Origin of the sequence: Maridesulfovibrio sp., assembly GCF_963666665.1 — a bacterium.
Classification (GTDB): domain Bacteria; phylum Desulfobacterota; class Desulfovibrionia; order Desulfovibrionales; family Desulfovibrionaceae; genus Maridesulfovibrio.
In genome coordinates this window covers 1,875,204-1,897,604 of record NZ_OY762999.1, presented here as the reverse complement: position 1 = coordinate 1,897,604, position 22,401 = coordinate 1,875,204, and the positions used below count along the sequence as shown (strand labels likewise).

Annotated in this window: 17 protein-coding genes and 1 pseudogene; 11 read left to right on the top strand and 7 right to left on the bottom strand. The window is 45.7% G+C overall.

Annotation, left to right across the window (positions count from 1 at the left end; translation table 11 throughout):
- The first annotated feature begins 251 nt into the window (after nt 1-251).
- Together ACKU40_RS08665 and ACKU40_RS08660 are read left to right on the top strand one after the other, a co-directional pair.
- Nucleotides 252-1,610, top strand: a complete 1,359-nt coding sequence (locus ACKU40_RS08665) for a DNA (cytosine-5-)-methyltransferase (RefSeq protein WP_320176120.1) — start codon at nt 252-254, stop codon at nt 1,608-1,610.
- A 1-nt stretch (nt 1,611) separates the two neighbouring features.
- Nucleotides 1,612-2,580: a PmeII family type II restriction endonuclease gene (locus tag ACKU40_RS08660; RefSeq protein WP_320176119.1), complete on the top strand. Its 969-nt coding sequence runs from the start codon at nt 1,612-1,614 to the stop codon at nt 2,578-2,580.
- Nucleotides 2,581-3,080: 500 nt separating this feature from the next.
- Here ACKU40_RS08660 and ACKU40_RS08655 read toward each other — a convergent pair whose 3' ends face one another.
- Entirely contained in the window at nt 3,081-5,498 is a 2,418-nt protein-coding gene (locus tag ACKU40_RS08655; protein ID WP_320176118.1) for a methyl-accepting chemotaxis protein, read from the bottom strand.
- A gap of 514 nt (nt 5,499-6,012) precedes the next feature.
- Between ACKU40_RS08655 and ACKU40_RS08650 the strand changes: the two genes are divergently transcribed.
- The 6 genes and pseudogenes from ACKU40_RS08650 (at nt 6,013) to ACKU40_RS08625 (ending at nt 12,171) form a co-directional block, all read left to right on the top strand.
- Nucleotides 6,013-6,336: a cytochrome c gene (locus ACKU40_RS08650; RefSeq protein ID WP_320176117.1), complete on the top strand. Its 324-nt coding sequence runs from the start codon at nt 6,013-6,015 to the stop codon at nt 6,334-6,336.
- Nucleotides 6,337-6,418: 82 nt separating this feature from the next.
- A pseudogene (locus tag ACKU40_RS08645) lies at nt 6,419-8,493 on the top strand (molybdopterin-dependent oxidoreductase).
- Nucleotides 8,490-9,245 carry a 4Fe-4S dicluster domain-containing protein gene (locus ACKU40_RS08640; RefSeq protein WP_320176116.1) on the top strand — a complete coding sequence of 252 codons (756 nt, stop codon included), beginning with the start codon at nt 8,490-8,492 and terminating at the stop codon, nt 9,243-9,245. Before ACKU40_RS08645 ends, ACKU40_RS08640 begins: the two are co-directional and overlap by 4 nt.
- The gene (locus tag ACKU40_RS08635; RefSeq protein ID WP_320176115.1) at nt 9,245-9,964 is read left to right on the top strand and encodes a cytochrome b/b6 domain-containing protein; all 720 of its coding nucleotides are present in this window, start codon (nt 9,245-9,247) and stop codon (nt 9,962-9,964) included. The genes ACKU40_RS08640 and ACKU40_RS08635 overlap by 1 nt, the downstream gene beginning before the upstream one ends.
- Before the next feature lie 47 nt (nt 9,965-10,011).
- Nucleotides 10,012-11,124: a rhodanese-like domain-containing protein gene (locus tag ACKU40_RS08630; protein WP_320176114.1), complete on the top strand. Its 1,113-nt coding sequence runs from the start codon at nt 10,012-10,014 to the stop codon at nt 11,122-11,124.
- A gap of 54 nt (nt 11,125-11,178) precedes the next feature.
- The gene (locus tag ACKU40_RS08625; protein WP_320176113.1) at nt 11,179-12,171 is read left to right on the top strand and encodes a rhodanese-like domain-containing protein; all 993 of its coding nucleotides are present in this window, start codon (nt 11,179-11,181) and stop codon (nt 12,169-12,171) included.
- Here the strand turns inward: ACKU40_RS08625 and ACKU40_RS08620 are convergent.
- The gene (locus tag ACKU40_RS08620) at nt 12,158-12,808 is read right to left on the bottom strand and encodes a molecular chaperone TorD family protein (protein WP_320176112.1); all 651 of its coding nucleotides are present in this window, start codon (nt 12,806-12,808) and stop codon (nt 12,158-12,160) included. The genes ACKU40_RS08625 and ACKU40_RS08620 overlap by 14 nt on opposite strands.
- Nucleotides 12,809-12,859: 51 nt before the next feature.
- Between ACKU40_RS08620 and ACKU40_RS08615 the strand changes: the two genes are divergently transcribed.
- The 3 genes from ACKU40_RS08615 to ACKU40_RS08605 all read left to right on the top strand — a co-directional run bounded on the left by ACKU40_RS08615 (nt 12,860) and on the right by ACKU40_RS08605 (nt 16,546).
- Nucleotides 12,860-13,147, top strand: a complete 288-nt coding sequence (locus tag ACKU40_RS08615; RefSeq protein WP_320176111.1) for a metal-sensitive transcriptional regulator — start codon at nt 12,860-12,862, stop codon at nt 13,145-13,147.
- A gap of 60 nt (nt 13,148-13,207) precedes the next feature.
- A complete protein-coding gene (locus ACKU40_RS08610) occupies nt 13,208-14,827 on the top strand; it encodes an FmdE family protein (RefSeq protein WP_320176110.1) in 1,620 nt (539 codons plus the stop codon).
- 369 nt (nt 14,828-15,196) lie between these two features.
- Complete coding sequence (locus ACKU40_RS08605) at nt 15,197-16,546, top strand: diguanylate cyclase (protein ID WP_320176109.1); 1,350 nt, start codon at nt 15,197-15,199, stop codon at nt 16,544-16,546.
- A gap of 82 nt (nt 16,547-16,628) precedes the next feature.
- Here ACKU40_RS08605 and ACKU40_RS08600 read toward each other — a convergent pair whose 3' ends face one another.
- From ACKU40_RS08600 to divK (ACKU40_RS08580), 5 genes are all read right to left on the bottom strand, one after another.
- The gene (locus ACKU40_RS08600; protein ID WP_320176108.1) at nt 16,629-18,899 is read right to left on the bottom strand and encodes a PAS domain S-box protein; all 2,271 of its coding nucleotides are present in this window, start codon (nt 18,897-18,899) and stop codon (nt 16,629-16,631) included.
- A 28-nt stretch (nt 18,900-18,927) separates the two neighbouring features.
- Nucleotides 18,928-19,359 (bottom strand): Rrf2 family transcriptional regulator, encoded by a 432-nt coding sequence (locus ACKU40_RS08595; RefSeq protein WP_320176107.1) that lies wholly within the window; start codon nt 19,357-19,359, stop codon nt 18,928-18,930.
- Between the two features lie 96 nt (nt 19,360-19,455).
- Nucleotides 19,456-21,405 carry a response regulator gene (locus ACKU40_RS08590; RefSeq protein WP_320176106.1) on the bottom strand — a complete coding sequence of 650 codons (1,950 nt, stop codon included), beginning with the start codon at nt 21,403-21,405 and terminating at the stop codon, nt 19,456-19,458.
- An 89-nt stretch (nt 21,406-21,494) separates the two neighbouring features.
- On the bottom strand, nt 21,495-21,860 hold the full coding sequence (gene divK / locus ACKU40_RS08585; RefSeq protein ID WP_320176105.1) for a DVU0259 family response regulator domain-containing protein: 366 nt from the start codon (nt 21,858-21,860) through the stop codon (nt 21,495-21,497).
- 142 nt (nt 21,861-22,002) lie between these two features.
- Nucleotides 22,003-22,356, bottom strand: coding sequence for a DVU0259 family response regulator domain-containing protein (gene divK / locus ACKU40_RS08580; RefSeq protein WP_015851251.1), 354 nt, complete (start codon nt 22,354-22,356; stop codon nt 22,003-22,005).
- Between the last annotated feature and the right edge of the window lie 45 nt (nt 22,357-22,401).

The window sequence follows — 22,401 nt, the reverse complement described above, 5'->3', positions numbered from 1 at the left end:
CTACAATATTAAAGGGTTAACTCAATATTTGGGTTAACCCTTTTCTGCGTTTATTTGCGGTTTATTTGGTGTGCTGCCAACCTTTGGTGCCAACCGTGATGGGGGGGGGTGATTGTTGTTATAATGTGATTTGTTTTGAGATTGTTGATGCTTGACCAAAAAGCTTGGAGTAGCTAGTACCCTATTAGTGTTTTGTTTATTTTTTTAAACATATTAAAAATCGAATTTTATTTTAACATTTTTGTGCTGTGATGAATAATAAAGATAGAAAATATAAAGTGTTATCGTTGTTCTCTGGAGCAATGGGGTTAGATATAGGGCTGGATGCTTCTGGATACTTTGAAACCATTTTATGTATCGAAAAAGAAAACGCTTTTTGCAATACTATTCGGCAAAATAAGAAAAATGGGAATCTACCACCTGATTTAATTGTTATTGAAGCTGATATTTCGAAGTTGGATCCTGAAGAGGTTCTTGCTGAGAATGGTATTGACCCAGATGATATTGACGTTGTTGTTGGTGGCCCTCCTTGTCAATCCTTTAGTACAGCAGGAAGAAGAAGGACTACTCAAGATCCTAGAGGTACTTTACTGTGGGATTTTTTGCGTTTTGTAAAATATATTAAACCAAAGTTTTTCCTTATGGAAAACGTGCGAGGACTTCTCTCTGCTGCGTTAAAACATCGTCCTCTTGCTGACAGACCTAATAAAGGTGGCCCACCTTTGAGTATGGAGGAAGAGCCCGGATCAGTTGTTAGATTGTTTGCGAAGGATTTATCTGAGATGAATGGGATTGGCTATCGCTTAGATATTTTTGAAGTCAATTCTGTCAACTATGGCGCTCCTCAAATTCGGGAGAGGGTTCTTTTCTTTGGCAATAAGTATGATTTGGAAGTTAATTTTCCCAGTCCCACTCATGGTCAGGAGGTTAAGAGTAAAAATGAGCAAGCTTCCTTGTTTAACTCTGAAAAATCTTTAATGCCTTGGAAAACTCTTGGTGATGCTATCTCCGATTTGAATGAAGAAGAACCTGAAGTTTTAGATTTTAGTCCTAGGAAGAAAGAGTTTTTGTCACTTGTGCCGCCCGGTGCAAACTGGCGCAGTTTACCCGAAGAGATTCAAAAAGAGTCTATGAAAAAAGCTTGGTATGCTAAGGGAGGTAGGTCTGGATGGTGGCGAAGATTGACTTTTGAACTTCCTTCTCCGACATTAATAACTATGCCTAATCATGCCAGTACTTCATTATGTCATCCTATAGAGACACGTGCTTTGTCTGTCCGTGAATATGCAAGAGTTCAGGAATTCCCAGATGAATGGGAGTTTGCAGGAAAAACAAGTGAAAAATATACCCAGATAGGCAATGCAGTCCCTACCCGATTGGGAGAGGTTGCTGGCAATGTCTTGGCTTCTCAATTAGACAAGATTGATAAAGATAGTCTGAAGGAAGTTTCTACTAGCTCTTGTGATCCTCGTATAGTATATGTTCAATCACATATTCGCACTCGCAAATGGTTTAAAGACGGTAAGGTGGTTGTTTGGAATGGAAAAGGGGCTAATGATGAATGCAGTTATAGTGCTCCAAGAACTTTTAAAAAAGTAAAGGCGCTTTAATATGGCACGCGGACATAGAGGACTTCCTCGACCTATGCCAATGACTCTTCGGAAGAGTGATATATTGTCTCAATTGGGGACTGTTGATGGTTCTCAAGAGTCAAGGGATAGAATTTTGGCAATGGAAAATGATTTTAGAGCTAGAATTGATATTCACCTTGATGCATTGCCACAAAATAATGCAACATTACAAAAATTTAATACTAGTCCATATGTTCTGTTGATGCATGCAAAACAACGTGGTTATTCTAGAATTAGTGATATTGAAAATGACCTTTTGCCAGCCAAGCAGTTTTCATCAATGGAAACATCTGCTGGTAGGATGGTGGAGCAAGTTGCTCTTCCCATTTATGGGTGGGAATGTGTTGAGAGTGAGATGCATTCAGTAAACTCTGCTTTGGATGGTAAAAAGAATGATGGTGAAACATTAAAATTAGTTACCTTGAAAAGTGGACCTCGTTGTTTAAACGATGAAATGAGTGAAAACTTTGCTGATGCTATCATTAATAACTATTCTGAATGGGCAAATGATGGAGATGCAAGTAAAATAGACTTTACATATGGTGTGCTGTACGGAACTAAAAAGATTTCTAATAAAAAAGATTGGCACATTCTTAGAAATATAAATGAGAAGAATTCTGATTCGATGACGATTTCTCCTGATCAACGTTGGGATTGCCAATTTAATGATGGTAATGTTGAAGTTGATGTCTCAGTCAGAGTTGGGCTAGATTGGTGGCATCATCTTGGTGGAGAATTTTGCTTTGTTGAAGTTTTTACTGCTTTGATACGTGCTTGTATTTTGCCCGGTGAGATTGATGACAGAGAGTATGCCTATATTATCTCTGACCTTGGTTCAATTGTTTCAACAGAAACAATACCTCAAGATTATAATGTTGCGATTTTGCAGAGGAGTCAGATTCCTTGGCTGTTTTTGATGGCGAAACATTTTTGTGACGTATTAGAATAAACCCTAAATAGATATTAATTGATATAAAGCCGGTATTTCCCGGCTTTTTTTATATATTCAGCTTGGTTAAATTTACAGCACGTCATCGCCACCAGATTCGGTCAACCGAAGAATCGAAGCACTAGCAACGAACCAAACTCCACCACAAAACACACCACCATCTGATCCACAGAATCACCAAAAAAATCGAAAGATAATCAACCCACCCCAGTGACCAAATCAAACCAATCAGGATACCCTTCAATTTTCATGATTATTTAACAATATGAAATTGAAGGAGATTTGCTGATGGTAATTAACTGCGATCCATCTTTATTCTGCATCTTAAATTTTAAGGCGAATAAGTATAAAAGGTTAACTCAAACAAGCGAGTTAACCTTTTTGGCCGATATTTGTGTTGTTCTCCGCGATGAATGATAGAAGTCATTACACCTTACAAAATGAAAAAGCAGTCAACCCGGTATAGGTTGGCTGCTTTTGGGGATAGCTAGGAAGGTGTTCTATTTTCCAGAGATGCTTTCAAGTTCCTCAGCAAGTTGGACAAGATTATTTAGGGCTCTTGTTGAAATCTGGACTCTTTCACTTATTGCGCTGGCAAGGTTGTTTACGTCGCCTATGGAGCGGTTAATTTCCTCTGAACTTGCAGATTGTTCTTCAACTGCAGCGGCAATGTTTGTTATGTCCGTCGTAGATTCCTGAACGAAGGTTACGATGTCCTTTAACTGTTTGCCTGATTCTTCAGCATACTCAGCTGCTTTTACAGCTAGTGTCCTTGTTTCATCTGTTATGGTTTTTGATTTGCTTGTCTGGTTACGTAGCTCAGTAATTACTGTTTCAACTTCTTTGGTAGCATCTACTGTTTTTTCTGCCAGTTTGCGTACCTCGTCGGCAACTACGGCAAACCCTCGTCCTGCCTCTCCTGCTCTGGCTGCTTCGATTGCAGCGTTTAGAGCAAGCAGGTTCGTTTGATCCGCAATATCGTTAATTACGCTAAGAACAGATCCTATACTTTCAGCTCGATCTTCCATCTTACCCATGATTTCGCTCATGATTTCGGTTTGATGTCTAACCTTGGTAATGGCTGCGGTTGCGTTCAGTACCGTTTCTGCTCCATTCTCAGCCCGGTCGCGAGTCTCCTGAGATTTTTCTGAAGCCCGGCCCGCATTCTCGGCAACATCAAGTACGCTCGCATTCATTTGGCTCATAGCGGTGACAGTTTCAGAGAGGATCTTTTGCTGGCTGACAACTGATTTATCAACTGTTTTCATCTCCAGTTCCAAGTCGTTGCAACTGCTGGATACTTTTGATGATGCTTCTTTTGTAGAATTATTAACCTTGTTGATTTTTTCAAGCTGGATGTTAATCGCGTTTTCTTTTGCAACAAGATCACTGACGTTTCTGGCTACTTCCAGATAGCCAAAAGTCTCGCCATTTGCGTTCTTAAGCGGGGTTGCGACAGGCTGTATGTATATTTTGTTGCCTTGCCTGTCTGTGAGCAACAGTATTTCCGCTTCACTTTCCTGCCCGCTTCGCATGCTTTTTTCTATAGGACATTTTTCTGTTGAGCATATTTGGGTCTTGAAAATGTTTGAGCATTTGCTTTTTTTGATTTCATCTCTTCCTAAACCGGCAAAATTCTCTACAGCTTGGTTTGCCAGCAAGAGCTTGAAATTTTTATCAACTACGAAAATGGGATCAGGTACGGCATTTACGACATCGACATATACCTGCATGTTGTTGACCATTTCTGACAGCTTCCCGAGCATGGTGTTGAACAAGCTGCACAGGTTTCCGATTTCGTCATTAAATCTGATTTCCATTGTGCTGCCAAGGTCAGCCCGATCTTCGTTAATGTCATTAATCTTGCCGGAGATGGCTTGCACAGGTTTAAGCACCTGAATGGACAGGCTGAAGTAAATGAATATCAGCGGGATAACCAAGATGGCGGCAAGGCAAATTAATAGCCAAGTGTTCGCGTTGCTTGAGAGCACAGCCAGTTTTTCGATGTTTAAGACTCCTATGAGAATGCCAACCTGTTTTCCTCGGTAATCAGTTATGGGCAATGTAGCTATTGCTATGTTGTCCATGTTTTTAATGATCTGCTTGGTCCGTCCTTCGTCTAACATTTCTTTCTTCAGCAGATCGGTATATTTTGTCTTGTCAGTAGCACTGACCAGTACATAGTCGTTAATGACCGGATACTTGGATTCGTCCTTTAACGAAGTTGATGTGTTCAATAAATCTTTATTCATGAAAAGCATGGTTGAAATACCTGCGTTTTCAACACCTTTTAAAACAGGTTCGAAACTCTTCAAAACTTCTACAGAGCCGAGCGTATTGCCTGATACGTCTTTAACGGGGACAAGGCCTCTGATGGCGAAACCGCCTCGTCCAAGTTCAATTCCGCCAACGGCTTTACCGTTCTGGTTGACGTCTAAAACTGTCTGGCGAAAACTTGAGATATCGTCGGATATATCTACCCATTCTCCGTTTCTCTTTGCTTGTTTTTCGCGCCACAGCCGTACAAGGCTCCTTCCGTTGGGCAAATGGAAATGAAGTCGTAACTTCTCATTCTCTAATTTTTGATATCCCTTAAGCTCTGCTTGCAGTTCATTTCTGAGGTGTTCGCGAGCAGTTTGTGATTCGGGCGAGCGCTCGTTATCAATGTTTCCGGAATGAGCTACTTTAAATGCTTCAACTACATCCGGCCTTTGTGAAAATAATGCCGCAAGATGTTGTGCAGCCTTTGCAGAGTCGTTGATGCTGTTTTTTACTGAGGTAAATGCATTGCTTACTTTAGATTCTACGTACATCTCTTTGAGTTGAGTGAATGATTTATCTATAATGTAGAAGCTTACACAGCCTAGCAAAACAACAACGAAAAGTTGTGGCAGGATTAATTTTGTATTTAATTTCATGCTTCATCTCCGTTAGCGATAATTGATAATCGTACGAATATAGCATCTGCACAGTGCTAGGACAATGCTTTTACGTTTTTCGGGTACTTCTTTTCATAATTCACAATATGTAACAATAACGAGCTGTTTTATATCTGTTTTTTATTCAAATTTTGAGAATTATTTCACAATATAGGGTGCTTCTAATTTGAGTTTTGCCTGGAATTAGCTGTAAATGCTTCATGTAATCATCTTAGTAAAAAACAAATCTTCTACGAGATAGAATTGCTATAAGCAGGGTAGCCTTAAAATTCGAAATTTTTGCCGTTGTCCCTTAATTAGTAGGGGGAGAGCTTTAGAATAGCGCTCATTTTTATACATAGAATGGGGCTATGTGTTGTCGTGCGAGTTATTGGTGACACACATACCCCGTATGGGTATGTTAAAGTCGAAGAGTTGGATAAATATGTCTCTTTGCATTCAAAAAAGGTGATGGGATGTTATGGGTTAAGAAAATAATTTTTGGATGTTTCTAATGAATCGCAAGGTAATAGGCACCCTGATCTGTGTTCTCATGGTACTGTCCATAGCCAGCATGGCTACTGCTTTCGGTGGCGGTAATGCTCGTAAGGGTAAATTCCTGTATCGTAAACACTGCCGTTCGTGTCACGGCGCAACTGCATCAGATTTGAGTCCCAGCAACAAGACTCAGGCAGAGTGGACTGACATTTTCTATGATACTTCCAAGATTCCGTGTTCCTCTGATTGGAAAAAAGTACAAGAAAAAGACATTAACGATATTTTCACCTACCTGCATGACTACGCCAAGGATTCCCCGTCCCCGGCCAAGTGCAGCTAGTGTGTGTAATTAGCGTATTTTTATGTGCGGCGGAATGCCTGATTCCGTCGCACTAATCTATACTCCTTTCCACTTGATCAACATGGAGGTGGAAGTGGCTAAAGACAAGACCAGGCTTTCCCGTCGTGACTTTTTTAAGGCCTCCGGGATGCTGGCCGCTGCCGCAGCCGGGAGTGTCCCCGCACTGGGCGGACTCGAAGCGGCGTCCGCACAGGTAACCAAATCCTCGGGTAAATGGGAATCGGCCTTTTCGGCCTGTGATATGTGTTCAACAAGTGTGGCTGCATCGCCCGTGTACAGGACGGCGTGGTCAAGAAGCTTGATCCCAACCCTAAATTTTTGAAATCCAGAGGTATGCTCTGTGCTCGCGGTAATGCTGGAGTGGCACAAATGTATGCCCCTGACCGCCTCAAGTATCCCCTTTTAAGAAAGGGCGAGCGCGGTGAGGGCAAGTGGCAACGCATTCCGTGGAATGAAGCCATCGACATGATGGCGGAGAAGATGCAGGACATCCGGCAGAAGTATACCCCCTGTGGGCATCTATTTACTGCCGGATCAGATCTGCAGTCCACATTTGTGGGCCGTTTTGCCGAAGTCTACGGATCATACAACGTGACTTCCCACGAATCCCTCTGTCTGCTAAGCGGAAGCCGTGCTTTTCTTGATACCTTTGGCGAAGTTCCTTTCGCTGACGTCCTCAACAGCAAATATATCATCATGGCCGGGGCCAACCGCTTTGAAGCATTGGTCACACCTGACTCCATCGATCTGATGACTGCCATGCAGAAGGGTGCCAAACTTGTGGTGCTCGACCCGCGTTATACCAAGACCGCAGCATTGGCAGATGAATGGTATCCCATCCAGCCCGGTACGGATATGGTCTTCATGCTCGCACTGGCGCATGTCATCATTAATGAAGAACTATATGACAAGAAGTGGATTGCCGAGAAGACCTACGGCATTGATCAGCTTCGCGAACATGTGCAGAAATATGATCCCCGTTTTGCCGCCGAAGAGTGCGGAATCCCGGCGCAGGATATCGCCCTCATAGCCCGTGATCTTGCTGCCGCAGCTCCGGCTTCCATGATCTATCCCGGCCGCCGAACATCAGACTACAAGAATTCCACTCAGGTCCGCCGCAGTTTCGCCATTGTGAACGGCCTGCTCGGAAACTGGGACCAGCCCGGCGGACTGCTGGCTGCACGAGAAGTGGGACTCAAAGGCGTTCCCTATGATGCCCCGTGGTATGATGACAATCCGGATGACCGCATTGATGCCCATAAGGTGCCCATGCTGTTCGAACATGACGGTTCATTTGTCATCACCCGCGACGCAGTACTTGAAGGCAAGCCGTATCCCATTAAAGGATGGTTCGTATACAAGACCAATCCCATGGGGACCGCACCCAACCGGGCTAAGACCATCGAGATGTGCAAGTCCATGGAATTCATGACCGTAGTGGACATTGCTATGAGTGATACCGCATGGATGGCTGATCTCGTGTTGCCTGCCCCAAGTTATCTGGAGCTAGGAGAATACTTTGATTTTACTATTGAGGAATATCGTAAACAGCAGTTGCGTGAACTGCCCGGAGCAGCTGAAGCCTTCAAGAAGGACGGGGTCTACTATAACCCCAGTAAGGTTTACGGCATTTACGAGGACCGTGTTTACAAAACGCTGAGCAAGAAGGTTGAACTTTATAACCAGCGCTACGAAAAGATGGGCGTGGACCCTCTTCCGGTCTACACTCCGCCGTCCAAGCCGCCTAAGAACAGGTTCCGCATGGTTATCGGGCGCAGCGCCTCTGTCACTCAGACTTCGTCGCAGAATAACTCTGTGCTGCATCAGATAACCGGACCCAACACCCTTTGGTTGAATACCAAGGCAGCCGAGAGGCTGGGCATCACCCCCGGTGATACCGTGGAGGTCTCAAGTGCCGTGGGCAAGGGTGCACTCAAGGTTGAAATCACCGACGGCATTCGAGAAGATACAGTTTATATGCTCTCCGGTTTCGGAGCCTTGTCTCCGCAGCTTAGTCTCATCTACGGTGAAGGAGCCAGCATGGCTGCGGTACTTGAAGAGGGGTACGATGAAATCTGCGGTAATGCTGCGATGCATGAAACATTTGTGTCCGTAACAAGGAAGGTGGCCTCATGAGTAAGACTGTACAACTCGCAATGGTCATCGATTCGTCAAAGTGCATAGATTGCAAGGGCTGCATGGCTTCCTGCAAAGTCGCTAATGATGTGCCCGAAGGTCAGTGGCGTAACTGGATCAAGGCATCGGTTCCGGACTTTTCTTCCGGCAAACTGAAGACCCATTTCCAGCCCGGCGGCTGTATGCATTGCGATAATCCCACCTGTGTTCAGGCCTGTCCCACCGGGGCAACATTTAAAGACAAAACAGACGGCACTGTGCGCATCGATGCTTCATTGTGCATAGGTTGCGGTAACTGCATCCCCGCCTGTCCGTATAATGCCCGGTTCCGTAACGAGATTACCCGTAAAGCCGATAAGTGCGACTTCTGTGCTGATCGCCGTGCGCAGGGATTGCTCCCGGCCTGTGTGGATACCTGTCCCACCAAGGCCCGGATCTTCGGCGATATAAACGATCCCGATTCCGAAGCCTACAGACTGCTTCAGGAAAACAAGGGCAAGTTGGTCCGCGTGATCAATGCCAAGTCGGACACCAAACCGAACATGATCTATCTCGGCGAAACCGCTCCGCTGGAATGGCCTGTGGAAGCGAAGATGCCTTCAGCCATGGATGTACTGACCATCATGGTCAACCCTGTGGTCAAGACTGTGGTCGGCCTTTCTGGAATCGGAGTGGCGGTCATGCTGGGCCGTCAGCTTCTGGTCGGGTCCAATGAACATGACGACTCCCGGAATAAGGGAGGTGATGCCTAATGACTCAGAGACAATACAAGCGGCATGACCGCTCGGACATCTTTATTCACTGGTTCAACGCGGCCTGCTGGTTCCTGTTGCTGGTAACCGGACTGGGGCTTTTCGGTAATCCGGAAATTGATCCGCTTGGTTCCGGTTATCCGGCCTTTATGCGTTCACTGGTGGGCGGAGGCGGGAATCTGCTGACCATTCATGTCACCCTCGGCCTTATCTGGGCCGGCGGTCTGATTTTGTACATGCTGATCAATTTCAGGGGAGCTATATTTTTTTTGAAGGAAATCTTCATGGTTGATCCGGTCCGGGACATAACTTGGATGATCCGCAAGATGATCCTTATGACCGCCGGACCTAAATTGCTGGGCAAAAATTCCGAACTGCCCGATCAGGGATACTACAATATGGGCCAGAAGGCTTTTGCACAGGCCTCTGTTGTGGGTGGTATTGTTATCGTTGTGACCGGAATCATAATGTTCCTGTCCGACCGGACTCTCGGTGCGGAGCACATGGCCTTGGTAAGCTGGTCCATCACCCTGCATTATCTTGCCGTAGGTCTGGTTTTCGCAGGCCTGCTGGTCCACATCTACATGGCAGCCATATCACCCGAAGAAAAGCCCGGATTCCGTTCCATGTTTACCGGACACGTGCCGGAGGATTACGCCAAGCATCACCATAAGCTCTGGTACGAACGGGTGAAGGACAATCCTTCGTCTGACATTTAGAAGAAAGCGCGCAGCGCACCATAATAAAAGAGCAAAGGGAGAATTACATGAGGAAAATTAAGTTTTTCAAAGTAGCGGTACTGGTTCTGTGTATGGCGTTCATCGCCGCACCGGCCATGGCTAAGGACGTTGTTCCCAAGAGTCAGATGCAGGACTGGATGTACAAGGACTTGGTCGATACCGACTTTATTGCCAAGTACGCCAAAATGCCCAAACCTGAAGGCGTGATGATAATTGACTCACGTCCTTACAAGGGTAAATACATCCTCGGGTACATTCCTACTGCGGTATCCATCCCGGATTCCAAGTTTGATGAAATGACGGACAAGCTGCCCAAGGACAAAAACACCCTGCTCATTTTTTATTGTCAGGGCTTGAAATGTAAACTGAGTCATAAGTCTGCTAAAAAAGCTGTAAAGCTGGGCTATAAAAATGTAAAAGTATATCCCTACGGGTACCCCGGCTGGATGAAGTCCGGTCGCTACGGTGGTATCGGCCTTGAAACCGTTGCCGAAATGATGGCAAACGGCGATCCATACATGCTGATCGATGCCCGTCCTACAAACAAGTTTCTGGCTGGTTCCATCCCTTCAGCTATCTCCATTCCCGATTCAAAGTGGGCTAAGCGCACCGGTCTGCTACCCGCGGATAAGAAAAATACCAAGCTTATCTACTTCTGCGGCGGCTACAAGTGCAAGCTGAGCCATAAGTCTGCCATCCGTGCCATGGGTATCGGCTATAAAAATGTGCATGTTGCCGAAGCCGGATATCCCGGCTGGAAAAAAATGTTCGGCGCATCCGGTGCAGTTGAAGTTAAGTCCGGCGGCGAAGAGGGCAGCATTGATATTGAGCAGTTCAAAAAGATTGTAGCTGAAACCCCGAATTCCATTATGCTTGTCGACGTCCGTGATGCGGATGAATATGCACAGGGGCATATTCCCAGTGCAGTGAATATGTCGGTGGACATGCTTGAGAAGAAAATTAAGACTCTCCCCGCTGACAAGCCCATCGTGTTTGTCTGCTCAACCGGAGCACGCAGCGGTGAAGCTTACTACATGACCTTGGACATGCGTCCTGATATTAAGAAAGTATATTACCTTGAAGCTGAAACCGATTTCCATAAGGACGGTTCCTTCACCATTCATACACTCAAAAAGTAATCAGTAAGCAGGGCCGGGACTTAGGTCTCGGCCCTTTTAACTTCGGGAGTAGTAATGATCCGGATGCGGATTTCCATCACAACGTTCTTTCTGTTCCTGATTATGCTTTCGAGTGTGCAGGTTCGGGCGGAACAAGATAGCCCAATTTGGTGGAATGATGCGCAGAAGGAAGCAGACCATTATGGCTATAAGCTGTTGGACGGAACGGGAGTTGAAGAGAAATTAAAGGAAGTTCCCGGAATTATGCTGCTGGATGTACGGGCGGAATATGAGTTTGAAAGCGGGCATATTCCCGGTGCCTTGAACATGGAATTTGAACTTGGTGAAGATCAGTATTTTTCCACGGAAAGAGAAAAGCAGTTACGGGAGTTGTTTGGTACGGATCTTAACCGTCCGGTAATTATCTATTGCCGCAGCTTCAGGTGACTGCGCAGTTCCATTGCGGCTCGCCGTGCAGCGCGCCTTGGCTATACAAATATTTACCGCTATGCTCCGGGCTGGTTTGGTTGGGTGGGGGATCATCCACCGGAAAAACAGACGGCAGAACTCAAAATATTACCGGATATGAATTTTGCTTTCTCCGGCAATGCTGAAGAACGTGCTTATTTGGGGGTGGGCAAAGGAAAGACCGACCTGAATCTGGCATCACTCGATGCTAAATACTTCCTGCTCCTGCTGGTGGAAGAGGGGCACGCTGAGAACGCACAGGCAGTTCTCAGTGTTGATGCTGCGCGCAGGGAATTGGAATGCTGCACCCCGGATATGCTGTTTGTTACTATCGGGTTCGGTATGAACCGTCGCGAAGCCATACGTTTCCACAAGATCAACAATGCCGGGATTCCCATGCTTGCTGATCCCGTGGAACACAGTGAGGCTTTAAGAGAAGGGGAGCACCTTCCTGCGGTATTCATGCTTAAAAAGGAAGAGAGAGTTTTTGTAGTAATGTTTGTCTGTAATGATCTGGTTTCCGGACCGGCACCGCTGGTTAAAAGAATCAACGATGCCCTTAGCGGAAAACCCGGACGAAAATGTGTCAGGAGGAAGTAATTTCTTCCAGCATGGAAACCAGCAGTTCTGATGCTGCAACGTAAAATTTCATGGTGTCGCTGTTGGTCAGCTTTTCACTGAATTTGCGGACCCAGACTTTTTTTTGGGCGGCAAATGCGCTGGCCTGCTTGAGGGAATCATCATCGTTTCCGCCCCAGCCGTTGGCCAGCAGCACGTAAAGGTATTCCAGCTCAATGCAAAGATGGTCCATGGGTTCTGAAGCCTGCTCCCCGGTGGGGGTAAGCCCTGCTTCTTCAAGAAGCTTGCTCATGGCAACATGGGACTCGCCCATAACTCTGCCGGAGCCCGGTTCGTAACATGATTCATAAAGCGGGGCTACAATCCCGTCCCTACTGTTGATGAACAACCGTACGTATTCGGACTCAAGCTCGTCGCAAAAAGTGTCGGTGACGTCCGGGTAGGAATTTTCGAGATTTTTTAGTGGCCTTGAAAGGGATTGCAGCGATTCCGATGAAAGTGTAGCCAGTGCGGGCAGGCCTTCATCCAGAAGAGCTGCACATTCTTCGGGGTCAATTCCCCGAAAGATAATGGCGCATAGCTCAATACAGTTGAGCAGGCAGACCTGATCAAGGTTTTCGTCTTCGGACATTGGTGTGTTGGTGTTTTTTTCAGTCATCCGGGGACTCTACTTAATCTCTCATACACATACAAGATCAAGGAGCATGATATGCCAGACTCCGCAGCAGAACAGGAAAAAATTAAAATTGATGTTCTCAAGCGCATGAAGCGCATTGAAGGGCAGATCAGGGGAATTCAGGGGATGATTGAAGGGGGTAAGGAATGCAGCGACATTTTAACACAGGTCAAGGCTGCGCGTTCCGCCCTTAAATCTTCAAGCAAGCTTATTATGAAACGTTACATGCTTAAATGTTATGCCGAGGCCATCGAAAGCGGTGAAGATCCGGTAGAAGCAATGGACAAGTTTGTAGCTGTCATGACGAATTATATGGAATAGATAACGTATTGGTAAGATACGTAAAAAAGCACAGCCTAATTTAAAAGGACAGCCAGATCTATGAATATTGGACCGTATACTTTTGAAGAGTTCAAAGAAGTTGCCCGTAAATTTCACGGATATCCTGCTCCCGGTTTGCTTATTGGCGGCTATATGGTGGAGGAAGCTAAGCGGCATTTGCCCGCAGATACACTCTTTGATGCAGTAGTGGAAACCGGTAAATGCTTGCCTGATGCGGTTCAGCTTCTGACCCTCTGTTCATATGGAAACGGCTGGATGAAAGTGATCAAGCTGGGGCGTTACGCTCTCTCTCTTTACGACAAGTATACCGGGGAAGGTATACGCATCCATATTGATACCGAAAAGCTGGAAAACTGGCCGGAAATCAAGGCTTGGTTCCTGAAGCTTAAGCCCAAGAACGATCAGGATACTGATAAGCTTTTCGCTGAGATCTGCGAGGCCGGACATTCACTTTGTTCTATTGCCCCGGTTCGGATTTTATCCGATTTTATGGGACATAAGCATATGCGCGATATCGCCATCTGCCCATCATGCAAGGAAGCTTATCCGCTCAGTGACGGGGCTATCTGTCGTGGTTGTCAGGGGGAAGTGCCTTATGTAGGTGCTTCTCGCGATTTGGTTCGTGAGGACTGTATCGTTGCTGTAGATGTGGAAGACGCCGTTGGGAAAAACGCGTTGCACGACATGACCCGTATTGTGGCGGGAGTTTCTAAGGGCCCGGAATTCAAGGCCGGACAGGAAATTACTGCAGGGGATGTCTGCCGTTTGCAGCAGATGGGGCGTAATCGTCTTTATATTCAGGACGAGAGTGTTGCCGGCAACATGGTTCATGAGAATGATGCCGCGCAGGCTTTTGCCGAGCGTATGGCCGGAGATGGAATTGTTTTCAAGACACCGCCTGAGGAAGGGAAGATCAGTTTTTGCGCAGCTTACTCCGGTCATTTTTCAATCAATCGTGACATTCTTGAACGTTTCAATATGCTGCCGGACGTGATGTGTACCTGCCGTCAGGGAGATATTCTTGTTGATGAGGGTAAGCCTGTTGCCGGTACAAGGGCTATTCCCCTCCATATTTCCGAAACCGTTTTCCGTAATGCGCTATCTGTACTTGATGAAGGACCGCTTTTTTCCGTCATTCCGATGAGAAAGGCCAACGTTGGGATTCTGGTCACCGGAACTGAGGTTTTTCAAGGTCTTATTGAAGATAAATTTATCCCCATTATCAGTGGAAAGGTACACGGCTTGGGGTGCGAAGTTGTTGCAAGCGTGATTGTTCCTGATGATAAGGATGCTATTTCAAATGGTGTAAATGAACTTTTGAAGCAGGGTACTGATCTGATTGTAACCACAGCAGGGCTTTCCGTTGACCCTGATGATGCAACCCGTGCCGGTCTGATTGATGCAGGGTTGGAGGATGCCTTGTTTGGAGTTCCCGCGTTACCCGGGACGATGCTTTTAGTGGGTAAGATCGCTAATGCGGACATTATGGGAGTTCCGGCCTGCGCTTTATTCTACAAGACTACAAGTTTTGATTTGCTACTGCCGCGCATCCTTGCTGGACAGACGGTCACCCGCCAAGACCTTGCTCGATTAGCTGAGGGCGGACTTTGTCTTAATTGTCGCGTTTGTACTTTTCCCAAGTGCCCGTTTGGAAAGTAAATGACATAGTTGTGCTGTAACAGTTTGTAATATATTAAATATTTTACTGCTGATGCGGTAGGTTTCATTCCTGTTCGGCATCATAACGAATAAGCCATGCAAAGATCTTCTTTGTGCGGCTTTTCTTTGTTTGTTGTGTTTCGATAACTGAGTATTGTTTATAATTATAATTACGGTTGTTTCTTGTTTCTAATTGACGGAAGTCAATTTATTCGAAAGTAAAATGCATAGTATTTTGATATGCAAGCGGCTTTATTTTTGGGGCTGTTTTTTTTGCCACAGTGTTATAAAAGTGATAAGATTTCAATGTATAACTATTAATTCTATTCAGACTAAAAATTGAAATCTGTATATATGAATAGGTGATTTATGCGTAAGTTCTATGAAGGTAAATTAATACGTAAGGCCATTGTAATGGTTCTTGCTTTTAGCTTTGTAGGTCTCCTGTTGGTTTTCTTTTTTTATTTTAAATCATTGGATGATTTAGCTGCTGAAAATATGCGCCAAAGAGTAATGGTTGCGTTAGATGTTGAAGCTAGTATTCAGCAAGAAATATTAGAAGAGTATACATTTTGGGATGAAGCCTATGAGAATTGTATCGAACAAGTTAATAGCGAATGGATTTATCTCAACACAGGAGACTATATATTTAGTCAGCAGGATGTTGCTTTTAGCTTGGCTGTAGATTCTACCGGGGCTTTTACTTATGTAGATGCTGCAGACAAGAAAGATATAAGTAAGTATGCACAGCTTCTTGTTCCAGAAGTTAATTTACTTTTAAAAAAAGTACCGCAAAGTTCTTTACCAACTAAAGTAGTTAGCGGCTATATTGTTATTGAGGATGATTTTTATCTTGTAAGTGTTGGTCCATTTATAAATGAAAAAACAAAACAGGTTCGTTTGCCTGCCAGCTACTTGGTTTTCGGAAAGAGGATGGATGCTGATTATATCAAAAAGATCGGAGAAAAATACAGATTGAATCGTCTTGATTTTAGTTATGAATTTAAAGATTGTGACCATAGCCTTCAGATACGAGATCAAGAAAACAGCTTAATCGGATGCGTTGTTTGGGACAAGGTTTACCCCAGCCGCGAAATCTTGCCGTTCCTTACTTTGGTGGTCTGTTTATTTTATCTCATTGCCAGCGGTATTTGTATGGTAGTTCTTAAGCGGGAAGCCGGGAATATTAAAGAACATGAAGAACAGTTATATTTTATGGCTACCAAAGATTATCTTACCGGGGTCAGCAATAGAAGACATGTTATGGAACTTGGACAGCAGATGCTTGCCGCTCATCATAGGAGTTCGTGCAATCTTTCCGTGCTGGTATTGGATATTGACCATTTCAAGGCAATTAATGACAAATACGGTCATGAAGTTGGGGATCGCTCGCTAAGTTCCTTTTCAAGTCTTTGTTCCAGAGTTTTGCGTTCCTCGGATGTTTTTGGACGGTTCGGTGGAGAAGAGTTTTTGGCTGTACTCCACGATACAGGATTAGTAGAAGCCATTGAGGTGGCTGAAAGGATGCGTAGAACTGTTGAAGAAGGTTCTCTTGATAGTGATGGTATTCCCCAGCTGACCGTAAGTATAGGCGTTGCTGTTGATTTTGCGGGAGATAATTTTGAAATGGTTATACGCAGAGCTGATGAAGCCTTATTCAAAGCTAAGTCGAAAGGTCGCAATCGAGTTGAAGTCTATGATGGTACTGATGTAGGATGAGTTTTTTAGCCATGTCCCGACAGGTAAATGATGCGTTCAAGGCAAGCCGGTTGGCTGGTGAATAGATTACTGTCCAAGCTGACTATTCTTCGTCAAGATCACCACGCGGGAATGTGATAGTGAAGCATGCTCCGAGGTCTTCTTTAGTCGAAGCGGAGATTGTTCCATTGTAATCCTTGATTATTCCGTAGGATATGGAAAGGCCGAGTCCGGTCCCTTTACCAACGTCTTTGGTGGTGAAGAAGGGCTCGAAAAGACGGGTCTGAATGGGGTCCGGTATACCCGGTCCGGTATCACAGATTTCGATGATTATATGTTTGTCAGTAAAGTCAGTGGTTATGTAAATCTTTTTGTTGTCGGCAAGGGGAACGCTGTCTTTCCAACGTTCTTCGATTGCATCGCGGGCATTGATAAGCAGATTGATGACCACCTGTTCAAGACGGTTGGAATCAGCTTTGATTATGGGAAGGTGGCTGTTGAGGTTCCATTCCACACTGATATTACGCAGGGTAAGTTGCCTGCTGAAGAAATCGAATCCACGCCTGAGCACATCGTTGACCTGAACGGGCATGGTTTTCATATCTGATTTGCGGCCGAACTCGCGCATGTGTTCAATGATCTTGCTGGCCCGGTTTACGTGGGTATCCACGCCTTCCGCCATTTCCTTGAGAACCTTGGGTTCGACCTGCTGGTTTCGAGTCACCTTGCGCATGAGCAGATTGCTGATGGTCTTGAGAATTGCCAGTGGCTGGTTAAGTTCATGGGCAACGCCGGAGGCCATTTCCCCAAGGGTACTCATTTTACTGGCCTGAATCAGTTGCTGTTCAGCCTCAAGTTTCTGCGTAACATCACTGCAGGTGACGATCAGGGTACGGTTGCCGTCAAATTCAGCAGGAGAAATCCTGAGCATTGCGTAAATTGTATTGCCTGACCTGGTCAGATGTGAGCAAGGGCCGATTTCTTTCCTTACTTTGATCAAATGCTCGTAGTCATTTTGTTCTTCTTCCCTGAAAAGTTTTAGGAAAGAACTTCCCAGAATCATACCGCGCGAATATCCGTATATCTCTTCAACCGGATCATTGCAGTTGAGGATGGTCAGGTTCTCTGCATTCAGCACGAACACCGCCTGCGGAATGGAATCAAAGATGGCGTGGTAGCGTTGTTCAGAAGCTGCGAGGCTTTCTTCAAGTTCCTTACGCCGGGTGATGTCGAGCATCATTTCCATGGCAGCAACAATTCTGCCTTCACGGTCCTTGATGGGTGAGGTATAAACTATCCAGTGAATGGGCTTGCCATCCTTAGAAAGTCCGGATTCCTCACTCATGTGCGGGGTCAGGTCAAAGAAAGTTCTTTCAACCGGGCATTCTTCACACTTGCGGTCCCGGTCTTTGTTGATCTGGTAACACTGCCTGCCGCGTGGTTTGCCGAAATGTTTTTCGTAAGCCTTGTTGTGGCGGATTACCTTGAAATTGAGGTCAACAACAGAGACCAGACAGGGGACGTTGTCGAACAGGTCACGGTACTCTTCCTTTTGTTCTAGAAGGGCCCGATGTTTTTCCTGAACCTGTCTACCCATCATGTTAAAGGCATCGGCAAGTGTACCTATTTCATCAGTCTGGGCGAGTTGGATTTCAACAAAATCCTGAGCCGAACCGAATTTTCGGGTAGCGGTGATCAGCGTTCTGATCGGTTGAAAAATGAAATTGTAGGCAAAAATAAACAGGGCTCCGAAGGTGGCGATAAAAACAATCAGTGCTATGCCGAAGTTCGCCTGTTCAAAAGTAGTAAGTATGGAGTCCTTTTTCTCCGTGGAAATCTCAAGGTCCAGCAGTCCGAGTAACTGTTCGTCTTTGGAATGTACATGGCAGGGGCCGGGAGCACACCCCTCGGAGTTGGGGATGGGGGTCATTATGCCCATGAACTTTTTGCCATTGATGGTTTTCAGCCTAGTGCGCTGCTCGAGGCTCATGGTTGCCGGAGGATTGTCCAGATGGTGGCAATTCCAGCAGGGCGGACTTTTTATGTCGATAATGTTGAGAATTTCATCCGGATCATTTGAATAGATGATCTGTCCTTTCTTGTTAATGACCCGGATGGACTTGATTTCACCTTGCCTGGTGATGTTGTTGATGTCGTTCTGGATAAATTCCTTGGAGTCGAGCATCATGGCGTGATGCAGGCTGAGCAGGACGGTATCGGAAAGCATGGCAATATCGGATTGGATGTTGCCGGTGACATTCTTTTTAAAGAAAACCACATTAAAGCTCGTCCAGAGAATCACACTTAAGAGAAGGGTGACTCCACCGGAAAGGAGCATTTTCATGATCAGGGTGTGGCGGTATTTTTTAAACACTCAACATCCTGCGTATTATGATTCTCTATTACTCTGGCCTGTCCATGGGACAAAGACGGGCATCTTTAATCAGGTCAGCCAAGGTGTATGAATCAAGCATCTTGTACATGGCCTGATTAGCGTCATCCCAGATTGAGCGGCGCAAACAGACCGCTGCTCTGGTGCAGGTGGTCATATCGCCTTCGCAATCAAGAATTTTATCCTCGCCTTCGAGGGCTTCAGTGAGTTTTCCGAGTGATATCTCTTCCGGTGCCATGGTCAGTACATTGCCGCCGTTGGGGCCGCGTTTTCCTTTAATATAACCTGATTCTTTAAGGATTTTGAGTATTTTTTCCAAATATTTAAGTGAAATATCTTCCCTGCGGGCAGAGTCTTTACTGGGGACCGGGCCGTTTTCAGAATGCAGGGCAATGTCGAGCAGCAGGCGTGCTCCGTATCTTGAGCGGGTGGTAAGTTTCATTAAATTAATTGTCGTTGTTTAAAATTATTAGAGTATTCTATCGCTTGTTAAATCTTTATAGCAGGATGCCGGCAAGATTGAAAGTGGCAGCAATCATTATACACAGGGGCAGGGACAGGGCTGCTTTTTTATTTCAGATTTTCGAGGCAGTAATATAGTGAACGTGGTTCCCTGTGTGGGTTCAGATTCAACACTTATCTTGCCTCCGTGCTGCTCAATGGTCTGGTTGGAAATGAATAGACCTATTCCGGTTCCACGTTTACCTTTGGATGAGAAGAAAAGGGTGAATATTTTTTCACGGGTTTCCTGATCCATGCCCGAACCGTTATCACTGATCTTGATTTCGATTTGATCTGCGACTTCTCTTGCTGAGATGTTTATAGAATATTTTTTGTCCGGAAGAGGGGGCTCACAGGCATCTACTGCATTTTCCAGAAAGTTTACCAATGCGGCAGACATGGAACTGGTATCTATTTCAATATTGCCGAGCTCTTCGGGGATGTCGATGTTATAGGATACATTGGCAGTTGCGGCTTTGGTAACAATCAGGGCCGCTGTGTCGCGCAGGAAATTTCCGGCGGAAATAGTTTCGGTCTCTATTTCACGTGATTTGGCGTAGTAAAGGATATCCAACACCATTTTTTTAACCCGGCCGACCACATCTTTCAAAGTTTTGGTGGCGTCTTCAACTCTGGTGGGATCGTTTTTACGCAGACCTGATTCAAGGCGGTATAAACCGCCATCAAGGGCAGTAAGCATCCCTTTTACACCATGAGACATGGAGCCAAGCATGAAACCCAGAGAAGTTAGGTGATCTTGAAGCCGGCGTATCTCGGTAATGTCAGTAGACATTTCCATTACCTGCTTGATCTCTCCATATGCATTACGCAGGGGAGCAGACCAGACCAGCATGTTCTTCTGTTCGCCGTTCTTGGTGGTTACTACTGTTTCCATCTGATGGGATTCACCGTCTTTGAAAGTACGTTGGACCGGACATTCATCACATGGAGTCTCACGGTGTTTGTATGATGAGTAACAGGTGCCACCGATCGGTTCCAGAAAGTCGTCCTTGAAACGCCGGTTAACTTCCGCAATGGTGTAGTCCTTATTCTGGACAGAGATGTAGCAGGGGGCTTCGTCAAAAAGACGCTGAAATTTAGACTGCGTTTCAAGCAGTTCATCACGCAAACGCTGCAGCTCAGTCATGTCCACGGAAATGTCGAGGACCAACTCGATTTCTCCGTTTTTAGCGGGGATAGGTGCAGTATAGACGGTTACAGGGATTTCCTCGCCGTCTTCTGTTATGAAAGTTTCCTTGCTGCGCTGGCCCTTACCGGTCTGGAAGGTTAGTTGAACCGGACATGCGTTCCCGGCGGAATTACGGTCAGAGTATATGTCGAAACTGTTTTTCCCGACCACGTCACCGAGACGTTCTTTGAGAAGTTTGTTTGTGGCTACAATTTCAAGGTAGCGGTTGTGGATAGAGACCAGGCAGGGAAGCTCGTTGAACACGCTGCTTTCCGATTCCACTTCATGGGCAGCACTTGAGAGGGCATTGCTCAAGCCCTCCACAACCTGACAGGCAGCGTTCTGGCGCTCCAGCTCAACAATGCGACTGGTCTTTTCTTCGACCATTTTTTCGAGATTTTCTGTGTATTCCTGAACCTGCCGTTTCAGATGTATTTTTTCCATCACCCGTTCAAGGGATAGCTCAAGCACATCATCATCAACGGGTTTGGTGATAAAGTCGGCTGCATCGTTCTTGAGAGATTCAATGGCCAGATCAAGGTCTCCATGCCCAGTAAGCATGATTACCTCAATGTGGGGATGGTCTTCTTTGATGGCTTTAAGTAAATCGATACCATCCATCCGCGGCATTTTGATGTCAGTGACAATAATATCGGGGTGAAAGTTTTCAAGCAGCTTAAGTGCCTCAACCCCGTTTTCCGCAGTTTCAACCGTATAACCGAAATCCATAAGAGTGAGTCCGAGGAACCTTCTAAGGCCTTCCTCGTCGTCAACAAGCATTATTTTATTGTCACTCATCTCCGCACCCCTGCAAATTCATGACACAAGTTCCGGCCAACACACCGGATAAAAGTTAAGTAAGAAAGGCTCCCCCGTCGACAAGCAAGCTAGTCGTCGGTCTCGCCCAGAGCCTTTCTAACTATCTCAATAACTTCAGTGGGATCAAAAGGCTTTTTAATTGTTGCCACAGCCCGTTTGATCGCCATGTGAATCCCCGGAAGACCGCTGATAACGATAACCGGGATATTGGAAAATTCTTCTTCGAGGGTCAGGCGACGGTAAAAACGCGGTCCCCATTCATGGGGCATTTCCAGATCAAGAGTTATCAGGTCCGGTTTTTCGGCCATGGCCACATCGAATGCAGATACACCGTCGGAAGCCCGACAAGTGAGGTAACCGTGGTCCTCGAATACTGTAACGAGGTAATCCACGATATACGGGTCATCATCCACAACCATTATTTTTTTGGGCATTATTTCCACCTGTGCAATGATTTTAAGGGGTTATGTTTCCCTGTGGGATGAAGCCTACACCTAGCCCGCATATTATTTCAAGTTAAAAAAATGGCCGGCCGGTGTGTGAAACACCGACCGGCCCGATATGGATTCCCTTGGTTTAGCCGATTGTGTCCTTCACAATCCTGATTAGCTCTTCTGCATCGAAGGGCTTGGTCAGAGTGGCTACAGCCTTAGGAATTGCGTACTTATTAGCGTTCAGACCGCTGATAACGATGACCGGAGTTCTTTTGAACTCATCATTCTGGGAAAGCTTGCGGTAGAAACGGGGACCCCACTCACCGGGCATTTCCAGATCCAGAGTGATAAGGTCAGGTTTCTCGGTTTCCACAGCTTCCATAGCAACAGAACCGTCTTCGGCCATGGCGGTTTCGTAACCGTTATCGGTGAACAGTTCGCTCAGGTAAGAACGAATATCCTGATCGTCATCTATAATTAAGATCTTCTTAGACATAATAACTCCTCCTGTTGAATCTTTCCCCTTCGTCATTTCCCGGCA

Bases quoted from the DNA above. Each gene is read 5' to 3' on its own strand.
- ACKU40_RS08610 (WP_320176110.1), top strand. From the start codon at position 13,208: ATGAATATTGGACCGTATACTTTTGAAGAGTTCAAAGAAGTTGCCCGT.
- ACKU40_RS08665 (WP_320176120.1), top strand. From the start codon at position 252: ATGAATAATAAAGATAGAAAATATAAAGTGTTATCGTTGTTCTCTGGA.
- ACKU40_RS08630 (WP_320176114.1), top strand. From the start codon at position 10,012: ATGAGGAAAATTAAGTTTTTCAAAGTAGCGGTACTGGTTCTGTGTATG.
- divK (WP_320176105.1), bottom strand. From the start codon at position 21,860: ATGCCCAAAAAAATAATGGTTGTGGATGATGACCCGTATATCGTGGAT.
- ACKU40_RS08620 (WP_320176112.1), bottom strand. From the start codon at position 12,808: ATGACTGAAAAAAACACCAACACACCAATGTCCGAAGACGAAAACCTT.
- ACKU40_RS08595 (WP_320176107.1), bottom strand. From the start codon at position 19,359: ATGAAACTTACCACCCGCTCAAGATACGGAGCACGCCTGCTGCTCGAC.
- ACKU40_RS08655 (WP_320176118.1), bottom strand. From the start codon at position 5,498: ATGAAATTAAATACAAAATTAATCCTGCCACAACTTTTCGTTGTTGTT.
- ACKU40_RS08660 (WP_320176119.1), top strand. From the start codon at position 1,612: ATGGCACGCGGACATAGAGGACTTCCTCGACCTATGCCAATGACTCTT.
- ACKU40_RS08635 (WP_320176115.1), top strand. From the start codon at position 9,245: ATGACTCAGAGACAATACAAGCGGCATGACCGCTCGGACATCTTTATT.
- ACKU40_RS08615 (WP_320176111.1), top strand. From the start codon at position 12,860: ATGCCAGACTCCGCAGCAGAACAGGAAAAAATTAAAATTGATGTTCTC.
- ACKU40_RS08590 (WP_320176106.1), bottom strand. From the start codon at position 21,405: ATGAGTGACAATAAAATAATGCTTGTTGACGACGAGGAAGGCCTTAGA.
- ACKU40_RS08640 (WP_320176116.1), top strand. From the start codon at position 8,490: ATGAGTAAGACTGTACAACTCGCAATGGTCATCGATTCGTCAAAGTGC.
- ACKU40_RS08605 (WP_320176109.1), top strand. From the start codon at position 15,197: ATGCGTAAGTTCTATGAAGGTAAATTAATACGTAAGGCCATTGTAATG.
- divK (WP_015851251.1), bottom strand. From the start codon at position 22,356: ATGTCTAAGAAGATCTTAATTATAGATGACGATCAGGATATTCGTTCT.
- ACKU40_RS08650 (WP_320176117.1), top strand. From the start codon at position 6,013: ATGAATCGCAAGGTAATAGGCACCCTGATCTGTGTTCTCATGGTACTG.